This window comes from Streptomyces sp. NPDC014889, from assembly GCF_043081205.1.
Taxonomy (GTDB): Bacteria; Actinomycetota; Actinomycetes; order Streptomycetales; family Streptomycetaceae; genus Streptomyces.
In genome coordinates this window covers 1-22,896 of sequence record NZ_JBIBWH010000006.1, presented here as the reverse complement: position 1 = coordinate 22,896, position 22,896 = coordinate 1, and the positions used below count along the sequence as shown (strand labels likewise).

Annotated in this window: 19 protein-coding genes; 12 read left to right on the top strand and 7 right to left on the bottom strand. The window is 72.7% G+C overall.

The window, feature by feature from the left end; all coding sequences use genetic code 11:
- Positions 1–2 precede the first annotated feature (2 nt).
- From ACF09J_RS12855 to ACF09J_RS12840, 4 genes are all read right to left on the bottom strand, one after another.
- Entirely contained in the window at positions 3–1,004 is a 1,002-nt protein-coding gene (locus tag ACF09J_RS12855; RefSeq protein WP_392305447.1) for a DNA-3-methyladenine glycosylase family protein, read from the bottom strand.
- Positions 1,005–1,050: 46 nt separating this feature from the next.
- Positions 1,051–2,376, bottom strand: coding sequence for a coenzyme F420-0:L-glutamate ligase (locus tag ACF09J_RS12850; protein ID WP_392305446.1), 1,326 nt, complete (start codon positions 2,374–2,376; stop codon positions 1,051–1,053).
- Positions 2,373–3,356 (bottom strand): 2-phospho-L-lactate transferase, encoded by a 984-nt coding sequence (gene cofD / locus ACF09J_RS12845; RefSeq protein WP_392305445.1) that lies wholly within the window; start codon positions 3,354–3,356, stop codon positions 2,373–2,375. Before cofD ends, ACF09J_RS12850 begins: the two co-directional genes overlap by 4 nt.
- A 102-nt stretch (positions 3,357–3,458) precedes the next feature.
- The gene (locus tag ACF09J_RS12840) at positions 3,459–4,004 is read right to left on the bottom strand and encodes a cysteine dioxygenase (protein WP_392305444.1); all 546 of its coding nucleotides are present in this window, start codon (positions 4,002–4,004) and stop codon (positions 3,459–3,461) included.
- Positions 4,005–4,665: 661 nt separating this feature from the next.
- On the opposite strand from ACF09J_RS12840, the gene ACF09J_RS12835 reads away from it, so the two are divergent.
- The 3 genes from ACF09J_RS12835 (at position 4,666) to ACF09J_RS12825 (ending at position 10,512) form a co-directional block, all read left to right on the top strand.
- Positions 4,666–4,929, top strand: a complete 264-nt coding sequence (locus ACF09J_RS12835; protein WP_003975777.1) for a WhiB family transcriptional regulator — start codon at positions 4,666–4,668, stop codon at positions 4,927–4,929.
- Between the two features lie 193 nt (positions 4,930–5,122).
- The gene (locus ACF09J_RS12830) at positions 5,123–8,986 is read left to right on the top strand and encodes a glycosyltransferase (protein WP_392305443.1); all 3,864 of its coding nucleotides are present in this window, start codon (positions 5,123–5,125) and stop codon (positions 8,984–8,986) included.
- Positions 8,983–10,512, top strand: coding sequence for a DUF5719 family protein (locus ACF09J_RS12825; RefSeq protein WP_392305442.1), 1,530 nt, complete (start codon positions 8,983–8,985; stop codon positions 10,510–10,512). The genes ACF09J_RS12830 and ACF09J_RS12825 overlap by 4 nt, the downstream gene beginning before the upstream one ends.
- A 70-nt stretch (positions 10,513–10,582) precedes the next feature.
- Here the strand turns inward: ACF09J_RS12825 and ACF09J_RS12820 are convergent, their stop codons facing one another.
- The gene (locus ACF09J_RS12820; RefSeq protein ID WP_392305825.1) at positions 10,583–11,032 is read right to left on the bottom strand and encodes a metallopeptidase family protein; all 450 of its coding nucleotides are present in this window, start codon (positions 11,030–11,032) and stop codon (positions 10,583–10,585) included.
- Between the two features lie 294 nt (positions 11,033–11,326).
- On the opposite strand from ACF09J_RS12820, the gene ACF09J_RS12815 reads away from it, so the two are divergent.
- The 6 genes from ACF09J_RS12815 to ACF09J_RS12790 all read left to right on the top strand — a co-directional run bounded on the left by ACF09J_RS12815 (position 11,327) and on the right by ACF09J_RS12790 (position 17,162).
- Entirely contained in the window at positions 11,327–11,749 is a 423-nt protein-coding gene (locus ACF09J_RS12815) for a DUF3499 domain-containing protein (protein WP_392305441.1), read from the top strand.
- Positions 11,750–11,863: 114 nt separating this feature from the next.
- Positions 11,864–13,228, top strand: coding sequence for a phosphomannomutase/phosphoglucomutase (locus ACF09J_RS12810; RefSeq protein WP_392305440.1), 1,365 nt, complete (start codon positions 11,864–11,866; stop codon positions 13,226–13,228).
- A 142-nt stretch (positions 13,229–13,370) separates the two neighbouring features.
- Positions 13,371–13,541: a Trm112 family protein gene (locus tag ACF09J_RS12805; protein WP_100570979.1), complete on the top strand. Its 171-nt coding sequence runs from the start codon at positions 13,371–13,373 to the stop codon at positions 13,539–13,541.
- 102 nt (positions 13,542–13,643) lie between these two features.
- Positions 13,644–14,771 (top strand): SIS domain-containing protein, encoded by a 1,128-nt coding sequence (locus ACF09J_RS12800; RefSeq protein ID WP_392305439.1) that lies wholly within the window; start codon positions 13,644–13,646, stop codon positions 14,769–14,771.
- A 128-nt stretch (positions 14,772–14,899) separates the two neighbouring features.
- Entirely contained in the window at positions 14,900–16,051 is a 1,152-nt protein-coding gene (manA, locus tag ACF09J_RS12795; RefSeq protein WP_392305438.1) for a mannose-6-phosphate isomerase, class I, read from the top strand.
- A 130-nt stretch (positions 16,052–16,181) separates the two neighbouring features.
- Entirely contained in the window at positions 16,182–17,162 is a 981-nt protein-coding gene (locus ACF09J_RS12790; RefSeq protein ID WP_392305437.1) for a cation diffusion facilitator family transporter, read from the top strand.
- Between the two features lie 58 nt (positions 17,163–17,220).
- On the opposite strand, the gene lepB is transcribed toward ACF09J_RS12790, so the two are convergent.
- Positions 17,221–17,895, bottom strand: a complete 675-nt coding sequence (gene lepB, locus ACF09J_RS12785; protein ID WP_392305436.1) for a signal peptidase I — start codon at positions 17,893–17,895, stop codon at positions 17,221–17,223.
- 284 nt (positions 17,896–18,179) lie between these two features.
- Between lepB and ahcY the strand changes: the two genes are divergently transcribed.
- Positions 18,180–19,637, top strand: coding sequence for an adenosylhomocysteinase (gene ahcY, locus ACF09J_RS12780; protein ID WP_392305435.1), 1,458 nt, complete (start codon positions 18,180–18,182; stop codon positions 19,635–19,637).
- Between the two features lie 102 nt (positions 19,638–19,739).
- On the top strand, positions 19,740–20,357 hold the full coding sequence (locus ACF09J_RS12775) for a hypothetical protein (RefSeq protein WP_392305434.1): 618 nt from the start codon (positions 19,740–19,742) through the stop codon (positions 20,355–20,357).
- Between the two features lie 54 nt (positions 20,358–20,411).
- Here ACF09J_RS12775 and ACF09J_RS12770 read toward each other — a convergent pair whose 3' ends face one another.
- Positions 20,412–21,380 carry an RDD family protein gene (locus ACF09J_RS12770; protein WP_392305433.1) on the bottom strand — a complete coding sequence of 323 codons (969 nt, stop codon included), beginning with the start codon at positions 21,378–21,380 and terminating at the stop codon, positions 20,412–20,414.
- A gap of 131 nt (positions 21,381–21,511) precedes the next feature.
- Here ACF09J_RS12770 and ACF09J_RS12765 point away from each other — a divergent pair, with 131 nt between their 5' ends.
- On the top strand, positions 21,512–22,519 hold the full coding sequence (locus ACF09J_RS12765; RefSeq protein ID WP_392305432.1) for a stage II sporulation protein M: 1,008 nt from the start codon (positions 21,512–21,514) through the stop codon (positions 22,517–22,519).
- Positions 22,520–22,896: the final 377 nt, after the last annotated feature.

Sequence of the window (22,896 nt, the reverse complement as noted above, 5' to 3'; positions counted from 1 at the left end):
GCTCAGAGGCGCCCGATGTCGCCCTTCGGCATCCGCGGCGCCCGCCGGGGCGGCACCCGCCCGCTCACCAGGATCAGCCGGGCCGCCCGATGCCGCTGCCCGGCGTACGGTTCCAGCAGGCGCAGCATCTCCGCGTCGTCCGCGTTCCGGTTCCCGGCCAGCGCCCAGCCCACGATGCCCGGCAGATGCAGATCGCCGACCGTGACGGCGTCCGCCGCGCCATGACTGCGCTGCACGGTCTCCGCCGACGTCCACGGCCCGATGCCGGGCACCAGTTCCAGGCGCTCCCGCGCCCGCTCCGGAGGCATGCGCGCCGCCTCCTCCAGCCGCGCGGCGACCCGCACCGCCCGCAGCACGGTCGACGCCCGCTTGTCGTCGACCCCGGCCCGGTGCCACTCCCACGACGGGATCAGCGCCCAGGTCCGCGGCGCCGGCATGACGTACATCCGTCCGGGGGCGGGCCCGGGCGCCGGCTCCCCGAACGTGCGCACCAGCGTCCGCCAGGCCGCGTACGCCTCGACCGTCGTCACCTTCTGTTCCAGGACCGAGGGGATCAGCGACTCCAGCACCAGCCCGGTCCGGGTCAGCCGCAGTCCCGGCCGCCGGTGCCGGGTCAGCGCGAGCAGCCGGTGCCGCGGTACGAACGGGGACGGGTCGTCGGCGGCCCCGAGCAGCTCGGGCAACTGCTCCAGCAGCCATGCGGCCCCCGGCCCCCAGGCCTCGCCGCGCACCTTCCCGCCATGGGCGGACACGCGCAGCGTCCCGGGTCCGAGCGGAGTGCGGCCGGTGCGCCACACCGAACCGTCGGGCGTCGCCCGGAACGTGGGGTCGCCCTGCCCCCGCCGCAGCGGCCCGAGCACGAGGCCCAGGTCCAGCGGCCCGTCCGGCGCCCAGGCGCGCACCAGCCCCGGCGCGACGGCCTGCCGGGGTACGGCCGCGGGTACGCCGGCGTGCCCGCCGCGCACGGTCGGACGCGGGGGCCGCGGAGCGAAACGTCCTGCCACGAGTGAGATCCAGGGTTGCCTTGAGGTGCCGTACGAGCCTATGCGGTCACAGGGAGACGACGAACGCCCCCGGGTCGCGCTCCGGCCGTGGCCTCGGCCGCTCCGCCGGATGCCCGACGGCGACCGCCCCCATCGGATCCCAGTCCGCGGGCAGCCCGAGCACCTCGCGCACCACGTCCCGGCAGAACATCGTCGAGGACACCCACGCCGAGCCGAGCCGCTCCCCGGCCAGCGCGACCAGGAAGTTCTGCACCCCGGCCCCGGCGGCGACCACGAACATCTCCCGCTCGGCGCCGTCCCGCCGCTCGTCGCCGTACTCGTGCGAGCCGTCCATGACGAGGCACGGCACCACGAGGTACGGCGCGTTGCGCAGCACGTCCCCGCGCCGGATCCGCCGGGCGATCGACTCCTCGCTCTTGCCGTCCCGCCGCAGGTCCGCGATCCAGGCCTCGCGCATCGCGTCGAGCAGCCGGGTGCGGGACTGCGCGGACTCGAGCAGCACGAACCGCCAGGGCGTGGTGTGGTGCGGCGCGGGCGCGGTCACCGCCGCGGCCACCGCCCGCCGCACCGCGCCGGGGTCGACGGGCTCGTCGGTGAAGGACCGCACGGTACGCCGCTGGGTCACGGCCTCCCGCACGGCCTCGGAGGTCCCCAGCCGGAACATGTCGTCGCGTGCGTCGCGCACCAAGGCCCGGGCTCCTTCCCCGTCCTCCTCGGCGACCACGTGCCGCAGTCCGCGCACCACGGCGACGGGCAGCCCGGCGGCCTTGCCCTTGACCAGGTCGCCCGCGGCGGCGAGTTCGTCGGCGGTGGCGACGACGGTGGCGCTCAGCGGGTTGCCGTGGGCGTCGGTGCCGCCGCGCAGATCGTCCAGCACCCGCACGCCGGCGGCGCCGATGGCGACGTCGGTCAGTCCCGCGCGCCAGGGCCGCCCGAAGGTGTCGGTGACGAGCACGCCGACGGTGACCCCGAGGGCGTCGCGCAGCCCGTCCCGGATCGCGCGCGCGGACGCGTCCGGGTCCTCCGGGAGCAACAGAACCGTGCCGGAAGGGGTGTTGGACGCGTCGACCCCGGCGGCCGCCATGACGTGCCCCTGCCGGTTCTGCACGATCCGCAGCGGTCCGCGCCGGGCCACGACCCGTACGGTCTCGGCGTCGATCGCGGCCTCCCGGTCGGTCGCGTGGACCAGCCGTCCCTCGGCCTTGGAGACGATCTTGGAGGTGACGAGCAGCACATCCCTGTCGGCCAGCCCGGGCTCCGCGCCGGCGATCAGCTTGGCCAGATCGTCGCCCTGCGCGACCTCGGGCAGTCCGGGCACCGCCCAGACCCGGAACTCCGGGGTGGCCCGTGGCTGCTGCGTCGTGCCGCTCATGTCCCGCGCACCTCCTCGGCCAGCGTGAGCGCCTCGTCCGCCATCCGGGCGGCAGCGTCGACGTCGGTCATCATCAGCGGCACCGCCCGGCACCGGATGCCCGCGGCCTCGACCCGCTCGATGGAGGCCTCGTCGACCGTGTCGACGAGCCAGCCGTCCAGCAGTCCGGAGCCGTAGTGCTCGGCCACCGCCGCGGCCGTGGACTCCACGCCGACCGCGGCGAGGACCTTGTCGGCCATGCCGCGCACGGGCGCGTCCCCGACGATGGGGGAGAGGCCGATCACCGGTACCCCGGCGTCGGCGATGGCCTCCCGGATGCCGGGCACCGCGAGGATGGTGCCGATGGAGACGACGGGGTTGGACGGCGGGAAGAGGATCACGTCGGCCGCGGCGATCGCCTCCAGCACGCCGGGCGCCGGCTTGGCCTGTTCCGCGCCGACCGGCACCACCGCCTCGGCCGGCAGCGAGGCCCGCAGCCGTACCCAGTACTCCTGGAAGTGGACGGCCTTGCGCTCGCCGGGCCCCGGGGTGGCGCCGCTGTCGGGCAGCGTGACCGCGACATGCGTCTCCACCCGGTCGTCGGTCATCGGGATCAGCCGCACCCCCGGCTTCCACCGGTCGCACAGCGCCTCGGTCACCGCGCTGAGCGGGTACCCGGCGCCGATCATCTGAGTGCGCACGATGTGCGTGGCGAAGTCGCGGTCGCCCAGACCGAACCAGTCCGGTCCGACGCCGTACGCCGCGAGCTCCTCCTTGAGATGGAAGGTCTCCTCGGCCCGGCCCCAGCCCTGCTCCTCGTCGATGCCGCCGCCGAGCGTGTACATCACCGTGTCCAGGTCCGGGCAGATCTTCAGCCCGAAGAGGTGGATGTCGTCGCCGGTGTTGCCGATGACCGTGACGTCCGCGTCCGGCACGGCCCGCTTGAGACCGCGCAGGAACCGGGCACCACCGATGCCGCCTGCCAGAACCACAATCCGCATGGAAACAGTGTGTCAGCCGCCGGGCCGGCGCGTGGCGGCCTGTGGACGAGGGAGCCGGCGCGTGGTGGCCTGTGGACGAAGGACGCGTCCCCCGCGGGCGGCTCAGGCGCCGGCCGCGCCCGCCGGGTCGGGGAAGTGGAAGGCCCCCGCGCACCGGGCGGCGGAGTGGGCCGCCCCGGCCGAGGACCGTGGGTGCATGGGCATCTCGGTCAGACCGGGGAAGTACACGTGCAGGCTGACCGCCGGCTCCAGCGTGTCGTTGACGACCTCGTGCGCGTACCCGGGTGCGAACACACGCTGCGCGCCCGCGCCCAGCGTGCGCGCGGCCCGCGCGGTGCGCTCGGTCAGCTCGCCGTCGAGGACCGTGAGCACACCGGAGGAGGGACCGTGGTCGTGCGGTCCGCTGCCCTGTCCGGGCACCCAGGACAGCAGCCACACCTCGTAGCCGGGGCCGGTGCGCAGCCGGTGGTACCAGCGGGTCGTCGCGTCGTAGCGGACGAGGTGCGCCCACTGGGCGCGGTCGGCGGCGATGGAGCGGGCCAGACCGACGAACTCGGCCACGGTGGAGGGGTGTTCGCGGGGGGCCTGGAGCAGGTGCGGGACTTCGAGGATGTCGCCCGCGATCTGCAGGTCGCTGTCGCTGTTCATGAGGGTGGGGTGGTTCCTCGGTGAAAGGGTGAAAGAAGAGGGAACGGGGGTCCGGCCGCGGGGGCCCGGACTACGGCTGGAGCACGCGTGCGCGCGTGGGGCTCAACAGCCGCAACAGCGACAGCTGTGGCGAACGTGGGCTGCACCGCGGGACCCGGCGGTGCGGGTCGTGGTGAGTGCCGAGTTCGCGAGCATGCCCTCTAGGACAGCGGCTCACACCTTCACTGTCAACCTGACGCCCGGAATGTGGGACATGTTTCACCTCATCCGGTTCATCTCGCAGGTGAAAGGTTTGCTCGGGCGGCTACCGGGACACATGGCGTCCATGCCGGGCGCGCAAGCCCCGTTGCGATCCCGTGATCAGACCGTGATCCGGGTCGCTTCGGTGCGTGTGTCGGAACGAGATCGAAGTCCGGGTCGTCCTTCCTTGTGCGGGCTCCGTGCGGGGGGCGAGACCCTCGGGGCCTCAGCGGGGTGTAGGGGTTTATCCCGATTTGAACACTTTCCGCATGGGCTTGGTTCCGCAGAGTGAATAAGGGGCTCAATAGCAGATCTCGGCTTGACTCGCCCGGAGCAGCACACTTGTAATTTCACTCGTGTCGTTCAGCCGGACAGATAACGGCTGCATCACGGGGACGCGAAAGACAGACGAGGGGCGCACATGACCGAGCTGGTGCAGCAACTGCTGGTCGACGACGCGGACGAGGAACTCGGCTGGCAGGAGCGCGCGCTGTGCGCCCAGACCGACCCCGAGTCCTTCTTCCCCGAGAAGGGCGGCTCGACCCGCGAGGCCAAGAAGGTCTGCCTCGCCTGCGAGGTCCGCTCCGAGTGCCTCGAGTACGCCCTCGCCAACGACGAGCGCTTCGGCATCTGGGGCGGCCTGTCCGAGCGGGAGCGCCGCCGGCTGAAGAAGGCCGCCGTCTGACCGCCGAACCACCGCAGGCTCCGCTCACTTCCCCCGGAAAAACGTCACGAACGGCCCGTCGCAGGTGGGTTATCCACAGGCGGCGGGCCGCCTTGTTGGCCAGCCGATAGTGTGGTCGCTCGTCCGACACGCCCCCTGCCCCCAGCGGGCGCGGGCGTCCACCGCAGACCACCGAACCGGGGCCCGTATCTCGATGTCCGTGCACAGCCATACGGCAGCCCACTACGACGGCGCTGCCCCAGCGCCCGACCCCGCGCGCGCGACGGTGTCCGACCAGACCGGCACACCGGAGTACCCGCGCCACGTCGTCACCGCCGTGCTCGTCTCCCACGACGGCGCCCGCTGGCTGCCCGACGCGCTCGCCGGCCTGCTCGGCCAGGAGCGCCCCGTCCAGTACGCCGTGGCCGCCGACACCGGCAGCGGGGACGAGTCCGCCCAGGTGGTCACCGACGCCCTCGGCGCCGACCGCGTCCTGCACCTCGCCCGGCGCACCGGCTTCGGACAGGCCGTCGAGGAGGCCGTCCACAGCGCCCCGGTCCTCACCCCGGACGACCTGCCGTACCTCAAGCGCCCCAGCAGCTGGGACCCCGTCACGCGCACCTGGCGCGACGACGCCTACGACCTGCCCGAACTGCCCCACGGGGAGCCGGTGCAGTGGCTCTGGCTGCTGCACGACGACTGCGCCCCCGAACCCGACGCCCTGGCCGAGCTGCTGCGCGTCGTGGACAACGAGTACGAACTCGGCCGCGACGACGTGGCCGTCGTCGGCCCCAAGCTGCGCGGCTGGTACGACCGCAGGCAGCTCCTCGAAGTGGGCGTCAGCATCGCCAACTCCGGCCGCCGTTGGACCGGACTCGACCGCCGCGAGCAGGACCAGGGCCAGCACGACCACGTACGGCCCGTGCTGTCGGTGTCCACCGCCGGAATGCTGATCAGGCGTGACATCTTCGAGGAACTGGGCGGGTTCGACCGCCGGCTCCCCCTGATGCGCGACGACGTCGACCTGTGCTGGCGTGCCCTCTCCGCCGGCCACCGCGTCCTGGTCGCCCCCGAAGCCGTCGTACGGCACGCCGAGGCGGCCTCCCGCGAGCGCCGCACCGTCGACTGCGTCGGCCGCACCGCCGCCTCCCCGCACAAGGTCGACAAGGCCGGCGCCGTCTACACCCTGCTCGTCAACGTCCGTACGGCGGCGCTGCCCTGGGTGCTGCTGCGGCTCGTCCTGGGCACCCTGCTGCGCACCGTCGCCTACCTCGTCGGCAAGGTGCCGGGGCAGGCGGTCGACGAGATCCGCGGCCTGATGAGTGTCCTGCTCCGGCCCGAGCGGATCATCGCGGGCCGCGGCAGACGCGGCAGGCCGCAGATCGACAAGGGCGAACTGAAGGCGCTGCTTCCACCGCCGGGCGCCACCATCCGCGCCACGGTGGAACAGGTGGCCGGCAACATTGGGGGCGGCTCCGACGCCGAGGCGTCCTCGGCCGGCCGGCACGGCGCGATCGAGTCGGGGCCCGGCGGCGACGACGCCGACTACCTGGAGATCGAGCAGTTCGCCCGCCTCAAGCGCATCGCCCGCAAACCCGGGCCGGTGCTCTTCCTGGTGCTGCTCCTCGTCTCCCTGGCGGCCTGCCGCGGTCTGCTCGGCGGCGGCGCGCTCGCGGGCGGCGCCCTGCTGCCCGCACCCGCCGACTCCTCCGAACTGTGGTCGCGCTACCTCGACGCCTGGCACCCGGTGGGCGCGGGCGGCACCCCGTCCGCACCGCCGTACCTGGCGATGGTCGCGATGCTCGCCTCCCTGCTGCTCGGCTCGACCGGACTCGCGGTCACCGTCCTGCTCGTCGGATCGGTGCCGCTGGCCGGGTTCACGGCGTACTTCGCCTCCCGCCCGCTGGTCCCCTCCCGCCTGCTGCGCGCCTGGGGCGCCGTCGCCTACGCCTTCCTGCCCGCCACCACCGGCGCGCTGGCCGGCGGCCGCATCGGCACCGCCGTGCTGGCCGTGCTGCTGCCGCTGATCGCCCGAGCGGGCGTCGCGGCCGGCGGCCTCGCCAAATCCCCCGGCGCCCGCGGCAGTTGGCGTGCCACCTGGGCGTACGCACTGCTGCTGACCATCACCACCGCGTTCACGCCGATCGTGTGGCCCGTCGCGCTGCTGCTCGGCCTCGGCGTGCTGGTCGTGCGCCGCGACGACATCGTGGCCCACGGGCTGCGCTTCCTCGCCCAGTTGGGCACCCCGCTGCTGGTCCTCGCGCCCTGGTCGCTGTCGCTGCTGCCGTTCGGCTTCTTCCACGAGGCCGGCCTGGACTACGGCTCCTCCGCCGCCTCCGCGCTCGACCTGCTCGGCGCCGGCCCCGGCGGACCCGGCACGATGCACGGGCTGATGCTCATCGGCATCGTCCTGGCCGCGCTGGCCGCCCTGCTGCGCTCCGAGCGCCAGTTTGCGATCTGGACCGCCTGGGCGGTCGCCCTGGTGGCGCTCGTCTTCGCCGTGCTGTCCAACGGGTCCACCTGGGCCGGCCCGGCCACCCTGGTCTACGGCCTCGCCCTCCTCGCCGCCGCCGTGGTCGGCGCCGACGGGGCACGCGCGCGTGTGGCCGAGCAGAGCTTCGGCTGGCGCCAGCCGGTCGCCGCGCTGATCGCCTTCGCCTCGGCCGCCGGACCCCTGCTCGTCGCCGCCGGCTGGATGATCGGCGGCGCCGACGGCCCCGTGGAGCGGCGCGACCCCGTGCAGGTGCCCGCGTTCGTCGCCGAGGAGAGCGCCACCCGCGACCAGGCCCGCACCCTGGTCCTCGACAGCGACTCGCCCGCCCACGTCGGCTACATGCTCGTACGCGGCTCCGGCGCCCGCATGGGCGACGCCGAACTCGCCGCGGTGAACGGCGCGGACAAGCACCTCGACAAGGTCGTCGCCAACCTGGTCGCCGGCTCGGGCGCCGACCAGGCCGGCCAGCTCGGCGGCTACGCCGTGCGCTACGTCCTGGTCCACAAGGGCGCGCCCCGCGACGTCAGCCGCGTCCTGGACGCCACGCCGGGCCTGACCCGGCTCAGCCAGCAGGACGGCAGCGCCCTGTGGCGGGTGAACCAGGAGGTCTCGCGCGCCGCCATCGTCTCCGCCGCGGGCCCGGGCACCGCCGAGCCCGTCGCCGCGGGACCCGTCGAGATCCACACCACCATCGGGTCCGGGGCCGAGGGCCGCGTGCTGCGCCTGGCCGACTCCGCCGACGCCGGCTGGACGGCGACCCTGGACGGCAAGCCGCTCACGCGCACCACCGTCGACGGCTGGGCCCAGGGCTTCCAGCTCCCCGCCTCCGGCGGCAAGCTGGACGTCACCTTCGACGATCCGTTCAGCCACACCGCCTGGTTGTGGGCCCAGGGCGCCCTCGCCGTCGTCCTCGTCGTGCTGGCCCTGCCGGGCCGGCGGCGTGACGTCGACGACGACCTGCCCGAGGAGGAGCTCGTTCCCGCCCAGGCCGTCGCCGGAGAGGGCCGCCGGGCCCGCAGGCTGCGGGCCCAGGCCGAGGCCGAGGAGGCCGGACAGGACGGGGGCGGTCACGAGGGCTTCGGGCAGGAGGTGCCCGGACAGGGGGAGCCCGGCCGGCCGGACTTCGGGCCGGAACCGGGCGCCGTGCCGCCTCCCGCCGTGGACGAGGCCGCCGCCGCCGTCCCGCACCAGCAGGCCTACGACGAGTGGGACACCACTGCCTACGCGGGAGCCACGGCCGAGTACGGCGGCTACGGCGACGGCCAGTACCAGGACGACGGCCAGTACCAGGACGGCGGGCAGTACCAGGACGGCGGCCAGTACCAGGACGACGGGCAGTACCAGGACGGCGGCCAGTTCCAGGGCGCCCAGCCCCAGCAGTACCCGACGGGCGGCTACGACCAGGCGTACCAGGCCGACCCGTACCAGGGCGCCCAGTACGACCCGTACGGGTACGGCGGCCAGACCCCGGCGCCGCCCTACGAGCGGACGACGTACCAGCAGGGATACGAGGAGCCGTACGACCCGGCTCAGCACCACCCGCACGGCAACGGCAATGAGCGCCCCGACGGGAGCCAGCAGTGAATCGCACGACCCTGTCCCTGATCGCCGGCGTGACCGCGCTCGCCGCCGTCACCGGATTCGCCGCGCTCAAGACGCCGGAGGCCACGGGCGCCGGCACCGCCACGGCGGCCGCGCAACTGCCCGTCGAGCGCACGACACTGGTGTGCCCGGCGCCGAGCACCTCCGACATAGCCGACACCGCGTACACGTCCTTCACCCCCGTGACCACGGGCACCGGCGGCACGGGCAAGGCCCAGCTCCTGCCCGCCGAGCCGTCGGACACGGCCGACGGGAAGGGCTCGGCCAAGGGCGGCTCCACGGACAGGACCAAGGGCGGCGGAAAGAACAAGACCGCCAAGTCCGTCCTGGACCCCAAGGAGCCCGGCACCCCCGTCGCCCACGACCTCTCGGGCGGGGACGGGACCGCGCTGATCGGCACGGCCGAGGGCAAGTTCGCGCCCGGCTGGACGGTGCAGCAGACCACCGAGGTCGCCGTGGGCGCCGGCCGCGGCCTCCTGGGCGTGACCTGCACCGCGCCGGACACCCAGTTCTGGTTCCCCGGCGCGAGCACCGCCGCCGCCCGGTCCGACTATCTCCACCTGACCAACCCGGACGACTCCGCGGCCGTCGTCGACATCCAGCTCTACGGCACGGAGGGCGTCGTGAAGTCGTCCGCCGGCGAGGGCATCACTGTTCCGGCGCACTCCAGCGAGCCGGTCCTGCTTTCCACGCTCGCCGACTCCTCGCAGCAGGACCTCACGGTGCACGTGAGCGTGCGCAGCGGCCGGGTCGGGGCGGCGGTGCAGGCACTCGACAACAGTCTGGGCGGGGACTGGCTGGCGGCGTCCGCCGACCCGGCGGGCAGCCTGGTGCTCCCCGGCATCCCCAAGGATGCCACGGACGTGCGGCTGGTCGCCTTCACGCCCGCCGACTCCGACGCCGACCTGAAGGTGCGCCTCGCCTCGCCGTCCGGGCTGATCACGCCCGCGGGACACGAGACGGTCCACCTCAAGGGCGGGACGACGACCGTCGTCGACCTCGGCGAGGTCACGCGCGAGGAGGCCGGATCGCTGGTGCTGACCCCCACCTCGCGGTCGGTGCCCGTGGTCGCGGCGCTGCGGGTCCTCAGGGGCAAGGGCGACCGGCAGGAGACGGCGTTCATCCCGGCGACCGGCCCGGTCGTGACCCGGGCGACCTCGCCGGACAACAGCGCCAAGGCCTCGACGCTGTCGCTGACGGCTCCGACCGCCACCGCGGAGGTCAAGGTCACCGCGTCGGCGGGCAGCGGCGGCGGCACGGCAGTGTCGAAGACCTACACGATCAAGGAGGGGACGACCCAGGACATCGCCCCGCCGGTGCCGTCCGGTGTGAAGGGGACGTACGCGGTCACGGTGGAGCGGGTCTCCGGCGGTCCGGTCTACGGGGCGCGCACCCTCACGGCGTCGAAGGAGGGCAGCTCCGGCTTCACGATCCAGACGCTGCCGGACGACCGGGGGATGGTGGCGGTGCCGCGCGCGGAGCAGGACCTGTCGGTGCTGCAGAAGTGAGCCGGGCGGTCCCCGGCGCGCGGGGCCGCCCCTCGGCGCGGCGGGGCGGTCAGTCCTCGCCGTACCGGGGTCAGTCCTCGCCGTACCGGGGGTCGACCGTCTCCGGGGTCAGCCCCAGCAGCTCGGCCACCTGCTCGACCACGACCTCATGCACCAGGGCCGCCCGCTCGTCGCGGCCCTTGGTGCGGATCTCCACCGGCCGCCGGTAGACGACCACGCGCGCGCGTCGCCCCTCACGCGACGCGACCGTGCCCCCGAGCGGCACCGCCTCGTCGCTCCACGCCTGCCCCGGCCCGTCCAGCCGCGGCACCTCCACCACGAAGAAGTCGATGTCGGCCAGTTGCGGCCAGCGCCGCTCCAGCCGGTCCACGGAGTCCTGCACCAGATCCGCGAACGCCTCGGCGCGGCTCGCGGCGAGGGGCACCTGCGGCGGGGCGATCGGGCCGCGCATGCCCCGGCCGTGGCGATCACGTCGACGGGGCCCGGGGCCGGTGGCACGGGGCGGTACACGGTTGTCCATCACCGCTGAAGGGTAGTCCCCGGCGTCCCCGCGCGCCCGGCTCCACGCCCCATCACGGACACCGTGCGGGAACGCGTCACGGCCCGCGTCACAGTGAGCATTTCAGCCAAGCTGGGGCTCGATTCCATATCTCTCCGGGGCCGTCAATATCAAGGTAATTGACTGATTTTGTACCCGGTCGTGACCGGATCCGACTTGTTCGAGCTCTCGTCGGGCCGCGTTCATGCAGGTCAGCGAAGTGTGACAGATGGTGCTTCCGGGACGTTTCATACCGCGACACGGGGGAGTGGCCTGGTGGAGAGTCGTCGCGGCCCGCTCAAGAGTGCGGTACCGTCCAACGTCGTGAGCCTTGTACGTCGCTGTTCGCGCACCGCTTGCGGCCGTCCCGCCGTAGCGACGCTGACGTACGTCTACGCCGACTCGACCGCCGTCCTCGGCCCGCTCGCCACCTACGCCGAACCCCACTGCTACGACCTGTGCGCCGAACACTCCGAGCGCCTCACCGCCCCGCGCGGCTGGGAGGTCGTCAGGCTCCTCGACGGATCGGCTCCCGCGCGGCCCAGCGGTGACGATCTGGAAGCGCTTGCCAACGCCGTGCGCGAGGCCGCCAGGCCCCAGGAACGCGCGGCCGAGGCCGGTGGCGGCGCGCGTGCCGCGGACCCGATGGAGGTCGCTCGCCGCGGCCACCTGCGCGTGCTCCGCTCGCCCGACAACTGACAGTCCGTCCGGCCGCGCACTCCTTCCGTCACCCGCATCCCCCGCCTTCGCTGCCTCGTGTTCGCACACCGGCGGTAGTTTGTGGTGACCGATAGGACCTCAGAAGGGCTGGCCGTGGCTGCTGATCTGTCGCAGATCGTGAAGGCGTACGACGTACGCGGGGTGGTCCCGGACCAGTGGGACGAGCCGCTGGCCGAGCTCTTCGGTGCGGCCTTCGCCCAGGTGACCGGTGCCGAGGCCCTCGTGATCGGCCACGACATGAGGCCCTCCTCGCCCGGCCTGGCCCGCGCCTTCGCCCGCGGCGCCGCACGCCACGGCGCCGACGTCACCGGCATCGGGCTGTGCTCCACCGACCAGCTCTACTACGCCTCCGGCGCCCTGGACCTGCCCGGCGCGATGTTCACGGCCTCGCACAACCCGGCCCAGTACAACGGCATCAAGATGTGCCGTGCGGGCGCGGCCCCCGTCGGCCAGGACACCGGGCTGGCGGAGATCCGCGAACTGGTCGAGCGATGGCTCGCCTCGGGCGCCCCGGAGCCGGCCGCCCGGCGGGGGACGATCAGCCGGCGCGACACGCTGCACGACTACGCGGCGTACCTGCGCTCCCTCGTGGACCTGGACTCCCTGCGCCCCCTGAAGGTCGTCGTCGACGCGGGCAACGGCATGGGCGGCCACACCGTCCCGACCGTCTTCGACGGGCTGCGCGTCGACCTCGTCCCGATTTACTTCGAACTGGACGGCACCTTCCCCAACCACGAGGCCAACCCCCTGGACCCGGCCAACCTCGTCGACCTCCAGAAGCGGGTCCGCGCGGAGGGCGCCGACCTCGGCATCGCCTTCGACGGCGACGCCGACCGCTGCTTCGTGGTCGACGAGCGCGGCGAGCCGGTCTCCCCTTCCGCGATCACCGCGCTGGTCGCCGCCCGCGAGCTGGCGAAGAACGGCGGCAAGGGTGTGATCATCCACAACCTCATCACCTCCTGGTCGGTCCCGGAGGTGGTCGAGGAGAACGGCGGCACGCCCGCCCGCACCCGCGTGGGCCACTCCTTCATCAAGGCCGAGATGGCGAGGACCGGCGCGATCTTCGGCGGCGAGCACTCCGCGCACTACTACTTCAAGGACTTCTGGAACGCCGACACCGGCATGCTGGCCGCCCTGCACGTCCTCGCGGCCCTCGGCGGCCAGGACGGACCCCTGTCGGCCCTCGTCGCCCAGTACGACCGCTATGCCGGCTCCGGCGAGATCAACTCCACGGTCGGCGACCAGGCCGCCCGCCTCGCCGCGATCAGGTCGGCCTACGCCGACCGCGCCGACGTCACCCTCGACGAACTCGACGGCCTCACCGTCACCGCCGCCGACTGGTGGTTCAACGTCCGCCCGTCCAACACCGAGCCGCTGCTGCGGCTGAACGCCGAGGCCCGCGACGAGCCGACGATGGCCAAGGTGCGCGACGAGGCCCTGGCGATCATCCGTGGCTGACGGACCGTTCACCCGGCGGGGCCTGCGCCCCGGCGTGCCGGGTCCCGGCCCGACCCCGCCACGCCGCCGCCACCGGCGGTACGCTGACCAGGCACGTCCGTACGACCGCACCGACGCCTCCACCCGCCCGAAGGGAAACCCCATGCCGCTCGAAGCCGGCCTCCTGGAGATCCTCGCCTGCCCGGCCTGCCACGCCCCCCTCAAGGAGCAGGAAGCCGAGCTGGTCTGCACCGGGCAGGACTGCGGTCTGGCGTACCCCGTCCGCGACGGCATCCCCGTCCTGCTCGTCGACGAGGCCCGCCGCCCCGCGTGACGCCGGCTCGTCCGGAAGAGGCCCACGGCCTCGCCCGGACGGGTCCCGCTGCCCGCACGGAGACGACCAGGCGCTCGGTGCCCGATCGGGAGGCTGCCGCCCATGCTCGACGAATCGCTGCTCGACGCCCCGGAGGGGCTCGCCGAGGCCGACCGCCGCGGACTGCTCCGCGGTGCCGCCGAGGCCGGCGCCCGCGTCCGGACCGCCGCCCGGAACGCAGCCGAGGCCGGCGTGGGCGGCCTCAGGCCCGACGGCCGCCCGCGCGCCGTCCTGATCGCCGGACCCGGCGCCGCCGCCACTCATGCGGCCGACCTGCTCGGCACGCTCGCCGGCGCCGGCAGCCCCGTGATCCGGCTGGCACCCACCGGCGTGGCCTCCGCCGCCGGCGCCCTGCGCTGGGAGCTGCCCGGCTGGGCCGGTTCCGTCGACCTGCTGCTGATCGCCACTCCGGACGGCACCGAACCGAGCCTGTCCCTGCTCGCCGAGCAGGCCTACCGGCGCGGCTGCACAGTCGTCGCCGTGGCCCCGGCGGGCACCCCGCTCGCCGAGACCCTCGAAGGCGCCCGCGGCCTGTTCATCCCCATGGCCACGGCCCCCTACGACCACGGCGAACCCCTCGCCGGTTCCGCTCCGGGCGTCCTGTGGGCGCTGCTCACCCCGCTGCTGGCCCTCCTGGACCGCATCGGCCTGCTCACCGCTCCGCCGGAGGCTCTGGAGAAGGTCGCCGACCGGCTGGACCACATCGCCGAGCGCTGCGGACCCGCCATCGTCACCTACAGCAACCCGGCCAAGACCCTCGCCGCCGAACTCGCCGACGCGCTGCCGGTCATCTGGACCGAGGGCGCCTCCGCGGGACCCGCGGGGCGCCGCTTCGCCGCCGGGCTCGCCGAACTGTCCGGCATCCCCGCTATCGTCGCCGAACTGCCCGAGGCCCTCGCCGCGCACAGCGCCCTGCTCGCCGGTCCGCTGGCCGCCAGCGCCGACCCGGACGACTTCTTCCGCGACCGCGTCGAGGAACGGCCGGCCCTGCACGCGCGCGTGGTGCTGCTGCGCGACCGGCCGCTGGGCGGACTGACCGCCGCCCCGGCCGCGCGGGACCTGGCCCTCAGCCACGACACGCCGATCAGCGAGCTGGAGCCGGACCCCGGCGACGAGATCGAGACCCTCGCGGAACTGATCGCCGTCACGGATTTCACCGCCGTTTACCTGGCGCTCGCCTCCGGCACCTGATCTGTCCTTGTCCCTCTTCGAGAGCAGACGAGACCTGTCCTCGAGGGCAGACGAGTTCTGTCCTCGACGGCAGACGAGAACAGCCCAGAACAGCCCAGAACCGCAGAGAGATCCGCAGAGAGAAGCGCATGGACCGCCTCGACAACACGATCCGCCCCTACGCCTGGGGCTCCACCACCGCCATCCCGCACCTGCTGGGTGTCGAGCCGAGCGGCGAGCCCCAGGCGGAGCTGTGGATGGGGGCCCACCCGGGCGCACCCTCGCGCACCGCACGCGGCACCCTCGCCGAGGTCATCGAGGCCGGCCCGGAGAAGGAACTCGGCGCCGGGACGGTCGCCAAGTTCGGCCCGCACCTGCCCTTCCTGCTCAAGATTCTCGCCGCCGGCGCCCCGCTCTCCCTCCAGGTCCACCCCGACCTCGAACAGGCCAAGGAGGGCTACGCCGACGAGGAACGCCGAGGCGTCCCCGCCGACGCCCCGCACCGCAACTACAAGGACGCCAACCACAAGCCCGAACTGGTCTGCGCGCTCACCGAGTTCGACGGCCTGTGCGGCTTCCGCGCGCCGAACCGGTCCGCCGACCTGCTCGACGCCCTCGGTGTCGACTCCCTCAAGCCGTACATCGAGGTGCTGCGCACCCGCCCCGAGGAAGCCGCCCTGCGCGAGGTCCTCACCGCCCTTCTCACCTCCGACCGCGAGGAGATGGCCGCGACGGTGACCGAGGCCGCGGCCGCCTGTGCCCGCCTCGGCGGCGACCACGCCCCCTACGCCGGCATCGCCCGCCACTACCCGGGCGACCCGGGCGTGCTGGCCGCGATGCTCCTCAACCACTTCCGCCTCAAGCCGGGCGAGGCGGTCTTCCTCGGCGCCGGCGTCCCGCACGCCTACCTCGACGGACTGGGCGTGGAGATCATGGCCAACTCCGACAACGTCCTGCGCTGCGGCCTGACCCCCAAGCACGTCGACGTCCCCGAACTCCTGCGCATCGTCCGCTTCGAGGCCGGCGACCCCGGCATCCTGTCCCCGGAGGCCGGCCCCGACGGCGAGGAGGTCTACGACACCCCCGTCGACGAGTTCCGCCTGTCCCGCTACGTCCTGCCCGAGGACGCCGCCGCCCGCGACCTCACGCTCGGGACCCCGCAGATCCTGCTCTGCGCGGCCGGCACCGTGCGGGCCGGCCGGCAGGAACTGACGCCGGGGCAGTCCGTGTTCGTCCCGGCCGGCGAGAAGACCGAGGCATCCGGCGCCGGCACCCTGTTCCGGGCCACTGTCGTCGTATGACCGCGCGGGCGGCGGCCGTTGAGGCCGCCGCCCCGGTACCGCCGCCGGTCCGGGCTGCCACAATGATTCACCGGCCGAGCACGGGCCACGGCCGCAACGGCGTACGACGGCGAAGGGACAACGCGAACAGATGAGCGCGTCAGGCGGTACCAGGGCGATCATGGCGGCACTCGGCGCCAACCTCGCCATCGCGGCAGCCAAGTTCGTGGCGTTCGCCTTCAGCGGCTCCTCGTCCATGCTCGCCGAGGGTGTGCACTCCCTCGCCGACTCCGGCAACCAGTTCCTGCTGCTGATCGGCGGGAAGCGCGCCCAGCGCGAGGCGACCCCCCAGCACCCCTTCGGCTACGGCCGCGAACGATACGTCTACGCCTTCCTCGTCTCCATCGTCCTGTTCTCCGTCGGCGGCATGTTCGCCATCTACGAGGGCGTCGAGAAGATCAGCCATCCCCACCAAGTGGAGCACTGGTACTGGCCGGTGGGCGTCCTCCTCTTCGCGATCGCCGCCGAGGGCTTCTCCTTCCGCACGGCCGTCAAGGAGGCCGACCAACTGCGCGGCCAGCTGTCCTGGCCGCAGTTCATCCGCCGCGCCAAGGCACCCGAACTGCCCGTCGTGCTCCTGGAGGACTTCGGCGCGCTGATCGGTCTCGTCCTCGCCCTCGGCGGTGTGGGCCTCTCCCTGCTCACCGGCGACGGGATCTGGGACGGCATCGGCACGGTCTGCATCGGCGCCCTGCTCGTGCTGATCGCCCTCGTCCTGGCCGCCGAGACCAAGTCCCTGCTGCTCGGTGAGGCCGCCGGCGCCGACGTGGTCCGGCAGATCGAGACCGCCATGGTCGACGGCCACACCGTCGCCGGCGTCATCCACATGCGCACGCTCCACCTCGGCCCCGAGGAACTGCTCATCGCCGCCAAGATCGCCGTCAGGCACGACGACACGGCCGCCGACGTCGCCGCCGCCATCGACGCCGCCGAGTCCCGCATCCGCGCCGCCGTTCCCATCGCCCGCGTCATCTACCTGGAACCGGACATCTACAGCGAGGCCGAGGCAGCCAAGGGCCCGGACCGCGAGGCCACCCCGGGCGGCCCCACCCCGCACCCCACCGGACACTGAGTCCGAGAGCCGTCACGGCGCCTGCCGATCCTTCTGCCCCGGCGGGCGCCGTCCGCGTTCACGCCCGCACGGGCCACGACGGCACCGGCGGCACCGCCTTCCGACGTCGTCCGGCCAGCGCCGCGATCCCCAGCCCGAGCCCGACCAGGAACGAGACGACCCCTGCGAGCAACCCGGTGAGGATCAGGACGAGGGCGGTGCGACTTTCGGTGACCCGGCCTTGGACGGCCGAGACGGGCACCGTCCCGCCGTGGTCGGCGGCGAAGAACCGCGAGTCGTTCGAGTTCGCCCGATCATCGCCCAGCAGGAACAGGCGCCCCTCCGGAACCGTCACGTCGTAGGCCTTGTGCGCTCCGTCGGCGTCACCGTCCTTCACATACGGCTCCTGGAGCGGCTTGCCGTTCACAGTGACCCGCGCCCCGCTTCCCTCACCTGTGCAGCACACCACGTGATCGCCGCCCACTCCGACGACCCGCGTCACGACGCCGGCGGTGAAGCCGTAGCGTTCCGGCGCGGAGAACAGCACGACGTCACCACGCCGCACCCGGGTGCCGTCGACCCGCTCGAAGAAGATCCGGTCTCCCCGCTTGTACGTCGGAGACATGCTGGAGCCCTGTACGACGGATCCCCCGTACGCCGTCCTCGCGTACCCGAAGGAGCCGAAGCCCAGCACCAGCCCCACCAGTCCCAGCACCAGCGCCGCGACCCCGATTCCCCGCCCGCTGCCAGACATCCGTCCCCTCCCCACGCGGCCCGTCCGCGGCGCAGAGAGTAGCGGAGTGTGCTGAGGCGGACTGGGGCCGCCCGGCTCTCCGGTGTAGCTTGGTTCGGAGCCAGACGTCGCTGCTGATGGCGGTCGGGCGGCCCGAGCAGGGACCGGCCGAGGGAGAGAGGGCCTCCGACGGACTGCGCTGCGCGCACGCGGGCATGCCATGTGTCCTCTTCGGGCACCCCTGTGTCCGCCGCCGCGCAGATCAGCCGTACCCACCTCGCCCCAACCCCGAGGAGCAGCACCCCATGACGACTGTCGAGAACCGACAGGACTTCAAGGTCGCCGACCTGTCCCTGGCCGAGTTCGGCCGCAAGGAGATCTCCCTCGCCGAGCATGAGATGCCGGGCCTCATGGCGATCCGTGCGGAGTACGCCGCGAAGCAGCCGCTCAAGGGCGCCCGCATCACCGGCTCCCTCCACATGACCGTGCAGACCGCCGTCCTGATCGAGACCCTGACGGCCCTCGGCGCGCGGGTCCGCTGGGCGTCCTGCAACATCTTCTCCACCCAGGACCACGCGGCCGCCGCCATCGCCGTCGGCCCCGACGGCACCCCCGACGCCCCGCAGGGCGTTCCGGTCTTCGCCTGGAAGGGCGAGACCCTCGAGGAGTACTGGTGGTGCACCGAGCAGGCGCTGACCTGGCCGGACAGCCCTACCGGCGGCCCGAACATGATCCTCGACGACGGTGGTGACGCCACCCTGCTCGTCCACAACGGCGTCGAGTACGAGAAGGACGGCAAGGTTCCCTCGCCCGACACCGCCGAGTCCGACGAGCACCGCGTCATCCTGGAGCTGCTGAACCGCACCCTGGGCGAGAACCCCCAGAAATGGACCCAGCTGGCCTCCGAGATCCGTGGCGTCACCGAGGAGACCACCACCGGAGTGCACCGCCTGTACGAGATGCAGCGCGAGGGCACCCTCCTGTTCCCGGCGATCAACGTCAACGACTCCGTCACCAAGTCGAAGTTCGACAACAAGTACGGCTGCCGGCACTCCCTGGTCGACGGCATCAACCGAGCCACCGACGTCCTGATCGGCGGCAAGACCGCCGTCGTGTGCGGCTACGGCGACGTGGGCAAGGGCTGCGCGGAGTCCCTGCGCGGCCAGGGTGCCCGCGTGATCATCACCGAGATCGACCCGATCTGCGCGCTGCAGGCGGCGATGGACGGCTACCAGGTCACCACGCTGGACGAGGTCGTCGAGACGGCCGACATCTTCGTCACCACCACCGGCAACAAGGACATCATCCTCGCCTCCGACATGGCGAAGATGAAGCACCAGGCCATCGTCGGCAACATCGGCCACTTCGACAACGAGATCGACATGGCCGGCCTCGCCAAGGTCCCCGGCATCGTCAAGGACGAGGTCAAGCCGCAGGTCCACACCTGGACCTTCCCGGACGGCAAGAAGATCATCGTGCTGTCCGAGGGCCGCCTGCTGAACCTGGGCAACGCCACCGGCCACCCGTCGTTCGTGATGTCCAACTCCTTCGCGGACCAGACCCTGGCCCAGATCGAGCTGTTCACCAAGCCCGACGAGTATCCGACCGGCGTCTACGTGCTGCCCAAGCACCTCGACGAGAAGGTCGCCCGCCTCCACCTGGACGCCCTCGGCGTCAAGCTCACCACGCTGCGCCCCGAGCAGGCCGCGTACATCGGCGTGGAGGTCGACGGCCCGTTCAAGTCGGACCACTACCGCTACTGACCACCACCGAGCCGCATCCCGCGTCTCACCCAGGTCCTTCGAGGCAGGCCCCCGCACCCCCGTGCCGGGGGCCTGCCCAGCCCGTCACACCCCAGGACCCCCATGCCCCGCGGCCGTTATTCGCTTCACGATCCGCACGATCACACCCCCCTCGCAGAAGAGCACTTCCAGTGCGCCCCCGGCCCCTCCGGCTGGCGCTACGTGTCCCAGGTGACCACCCCTTCGGGCACTCGACTCGGCTCCGTAGACCTGGCTCTGGACGACCTCGGCCGTCCCCTCCGCCTCGAACTCCACGCGGGAAGCTGGCAGGTGCGCGGTGCCGCCCTCGACGGCGTCACCTGGGTCCGCACCGACCCCACCGGCATCCATGCCACCGAAGGCACTGTGCGCGCCCACGCCTTCACCGGCACGTCCCCCGCGTTCCTCGTCGCCACCGCCCGTCTTCTGCGCCTCACCCCCTCTGCCTCCGCGACCCGCGTCCGACTCGTTGCCTTCACGGACCCGGTCCTCGCCCCCCGCACCGTGGACCAGTCCTGGGCTCTGCTGGAAAGAGAAGCACACGCCACTGACAACGGCCCTCTGACCGTGGACGAATACCAGGTCACAGCCCTGGACACGGGCGAGCAGCACACCGTGCACATCGCCGGGGACGTGGTTCTGGCAGCCCCAGGGATCGAGCTCGAGGACCTCCAGTCGCCCCCGTCGGTCTTCGACGCCTGAACCCGCGAGCCGGAAGAGGCCGAGAGAAGCCGACCGTGACGGCCGGCCAACGTGTCAGGCCGGCGGCACGAACCCGGTGCCGGGACGTTCGGACCGCGAAGTCTCCTCGGGGGCCGCGTGCTGCGACGGGAGTTCCGTGGACGGGGCACCCCAGGAGGGAGTGTCCTGATGCGCGGCGGGCGGGGCCGCGGCGGCGGACCCGGGAGCACCGGGCGCCGCCCCGAACCCGGCGACCCGGGCCCCGCCCCCTCCGGTGGTCGCAGCGGCCGCGGAGCCGCCGCCGAACGCGCGCCTGGCCTCACGTGCCTGCCGCTCCTGCAGCACCGCCGCCAGATACATGGGCGGCGGGACCTCGCGCGGCGCCGGAGTCCCAGTGCGGGCGGCGAGATCGGCGGCAAGCTGTTCGGCCATGGTCCAGCCGACCTGGGGATCGAGGTGCTGCATCCGCGTCAGGTACTGCCGGATCGCCAGCCAGAGCCCGTCGGGCACCGCCGACAGATCGAGTGCCGAGAAACGTCCCGCCAGCCAGGGCGGCGGCGGAGGCACGGCGGTCGCCTGCCCGGCCGGTACCCGCTCCCGCACGACCAGGGTGCCCGCGAACACGTCACCCAGCCGACGCCCCCGCGCCGACACCAGCGAGGCGATACTGGCGACAGCCCCGAACGTCATCAGACTCTCGACCACACCGATAGCGCCACGCACCAGCGCGTGCCGGAACCGGATCGGCCCGCCGTCGTCCCTGACCACCCGCAACCCGCACGCGATTTTCCCGAGCGACCGCCCGTGGCTGAGCGTCTCCACGGCTATCGGCCCCCCGACCAGGATGAGCAGGAACGACGCGATCGACACCGCGATCTGCGCCGCCTCGTCCAGGGAAGCCGTGGCCACGAGAAGAGCCATGGACACGACCATGTAGACCGTCACCGTCACGACCAGGTCGAGCAGCACCGCCAGTGCCCTGCTGGGCAGCCTCGCCGGGCGCACCTCCAGCGCCACGGCCTCACCCGTCACCAGCTCACTCACGCCCGTCGTCCTTCCCCTGGCCTGCCCCTGGAACGGTCAGTCTGCCAAGCTGAGGGCGACCGCGCCGCAGTAGGACAAGCTGACACAGCCGACGAGTTGTCGAACAACCAGCCGAGGAGCAGGCAGACACGATGGACCTGGACGTCTTCGTCTCCGCCCACCGAGCGGAATGGGACCGCCTCGACACCCTGCTCCGCCGCAGGCGTCGGCTCACCGGCACGGAGGCCGACGAGCTCGTCGCCCTCTACCAGCGCACCGCCACCCACCTCTCCCTGATCCAGTCCAGCGCACCCGACCCGCAGCTCACGGGGCGGCTCAGCCAACTTGTGGCAGGCGCGCGCAGTGCCGTGACCGGAACCCGCCGCGCCTCGTGGCGGGACGTCACCCGCTTCCTGCTGGAGGGCTTCCCCGCGGCGGTCTACCGCGCCCGCCACTGGTGGGTCCCCACCGCGATCCTGTCCACCGTCGTCGCGGCGCTCCTGGGGTGGTGGATCGGTACGCACCCCGAGGTGCAGGCCGCGATCGCGGCTCCAGAGGAGTTGCGGCAGCTCACCCGCCCCGGCGGCGAGTACGAGGCCTATTACTCAAGCCATCCCGCGGCCGCCTTCGCCGCACAGGTCTGGACGAACAACGCCGAGGCTGCGGCGATGTGCCTGGTCCTGGGCGTCTTCCTGGGCCTGCCGGTCCTGTGGATCCTCTTCAAGAACATGCTCAACCTCGGTGTGGGCATCGGCCTGATGTCCTCGGCCGGCCGACTCGACACCTTCCTCGGCCTCGTCCTCCCTCATGGTCTGCTCGAACTGACGGCCGTCTTCGTCGCCGCCGGCACGGGCCTGCGCCTCGGCTGGACGGTCATCGACCCCGGCCCCCGCTCCCGCCGCACCGCTCTCGCCGAAGAAGGCCGGGCCGCGCTGGGCATGGCGATCGGCCTGGCCCTCGTCCTCTTCGTCTCCGGCGCCATCGAAGGCTTCGTCACGCCGTCGGGCCTGCCCACCTGGGCCCGCATAGGCATCGGGATCGTGGCCGAGCTGGCCTTCCTGGCCTACGTCTACGTCCTCGGCGGTCGGGCGGCACGGGCCGGGGGCACCGGGGACATGGAGCCGATCGGGCGAAGCGCGACCGTGCCGACCGCCGCCTGATGTGCGTTTGGGTCCGCCGAGCTGCTACTCTCCTCTTCGCCGCACCGGAGCCGTTGACACGGGTCGGGTGGGGAGGTAGATTCAAACAGTTGCCCGGAGATGGACAGGGTCCACGAGGGTGGCAGTGAGCATCTATCTGCTTCTGCACATGTCGACAAGATCGAACATGGAGAAGCCTCTCCCGATAAATCGGAAACGAGGGCCGGTCAGACCGGCTCAAAAGTTCTGATAAAGTCGGAGCCGCCGGAAAGGGAAACGCGAGAGCGGGAACCTGGAAAAGCGCCGAGGAAATCGGATCGGAAAAAGATCTGATAGAGTCGGAAACACCGAAGGGAAGCGCCCGGAGGAAAGCCCGAGAGGGTGAGTACGAAGGAAGC

Coding starts and splice junctions, on each gene's coding strand:
- lepB (WP_392305436.1), bottom strand. CDS start 17,895: ATGTCTGGCAGCGGGCGGGGAATCGGGGTCGCGGCGCTGGTGCTGGGA.
- ACF09J_RS12820 (WP_392305825.1), bottom strand. CDS start 11,032: ATGGACAACCGTGTACCGCCCCGTGCCACCGGCCCCGGGCCCCGTCGA.
- cofD (WP_392305445.1), bottom strand. CDS start 3,356: ATGCGGATTGTGGTTCTGGCAGGCGGCATCGGTGGTGCCCGGTTCCTG.
- manA (WP_392305438.1), top strand. CDS start 14,900: ATGGACCGCCTCGACAACACGATCCGCCCCTACGCCTGGGGCTCCACC.
- ACF09J_RS12840 (WP_392305444.1), bottom strand. CDS start 4,004: ATGAACAGCGACAGCGACCTGCAGATCGCGGGCGACATCCTCGAAGTC.
- ahcY (WP_392305435.1), top strand. CDS start 18,180: ATGACGACTGTCGAGAACCGACAGGACTTCAAGGTCGCCGACCTGTCC.
- ACF09J_RS12775 (WP_392305434.1), top strand. CDS start 19,740: ATGCCCCGCGGCCGTTATTCGCTTCACGATCCGCACGATCACACCCCC.
- ACF09J_RS12765 (WP_392305432.1), top strand. CDS start 21,512: ATGGACCTGGACGTCTTCGTCTCCGCCCACCGAGCGGAATGGGACCGC.
- ACF09J_RS12835 (WP_003975777.1), top strand. CDS start 4,666: ATGACCGAGCTGGTGCAGCAACTGCTGGTCGACGACGCGGACGAGGAA.
- ACF09J_RS12850 (WP_392305446.1), bottom strand. CDS start 2,376: ATGAGCGGCACGACGCAGCAGCCACGGGCCACCCCGGAGTTCCGGGTC.
- ACF09J_RS12790 (WP_392305437.1), top strand. CDS start 16,182: ATGAGCGCGTCAGGCGGTACCAGGGCGATCATGGCGGCACTCGGCGCC.
- ACF09J_RS12805 (WP_100570979.1), top strand. CDS start 13,371: ATGCCGCTCGAAGCCGGCCTCCTGGAGATCCTCGCCTGCCCGGCCTGC.
- ACF09J_RS12830 (WP_392305443.1), top strand. CDS start 5,123: ATGTCCGTGCACAGCCATACGGCAGCCCACTACGACGGCGCTGCCCCA.
- ACF09J_RS12800 (WP_392305439.1), top strand. CDS start 13,644: ATGCTCGACGAATCGCTGCTCGACGCCCCGGAGGGGCTCGCCGAGGCC.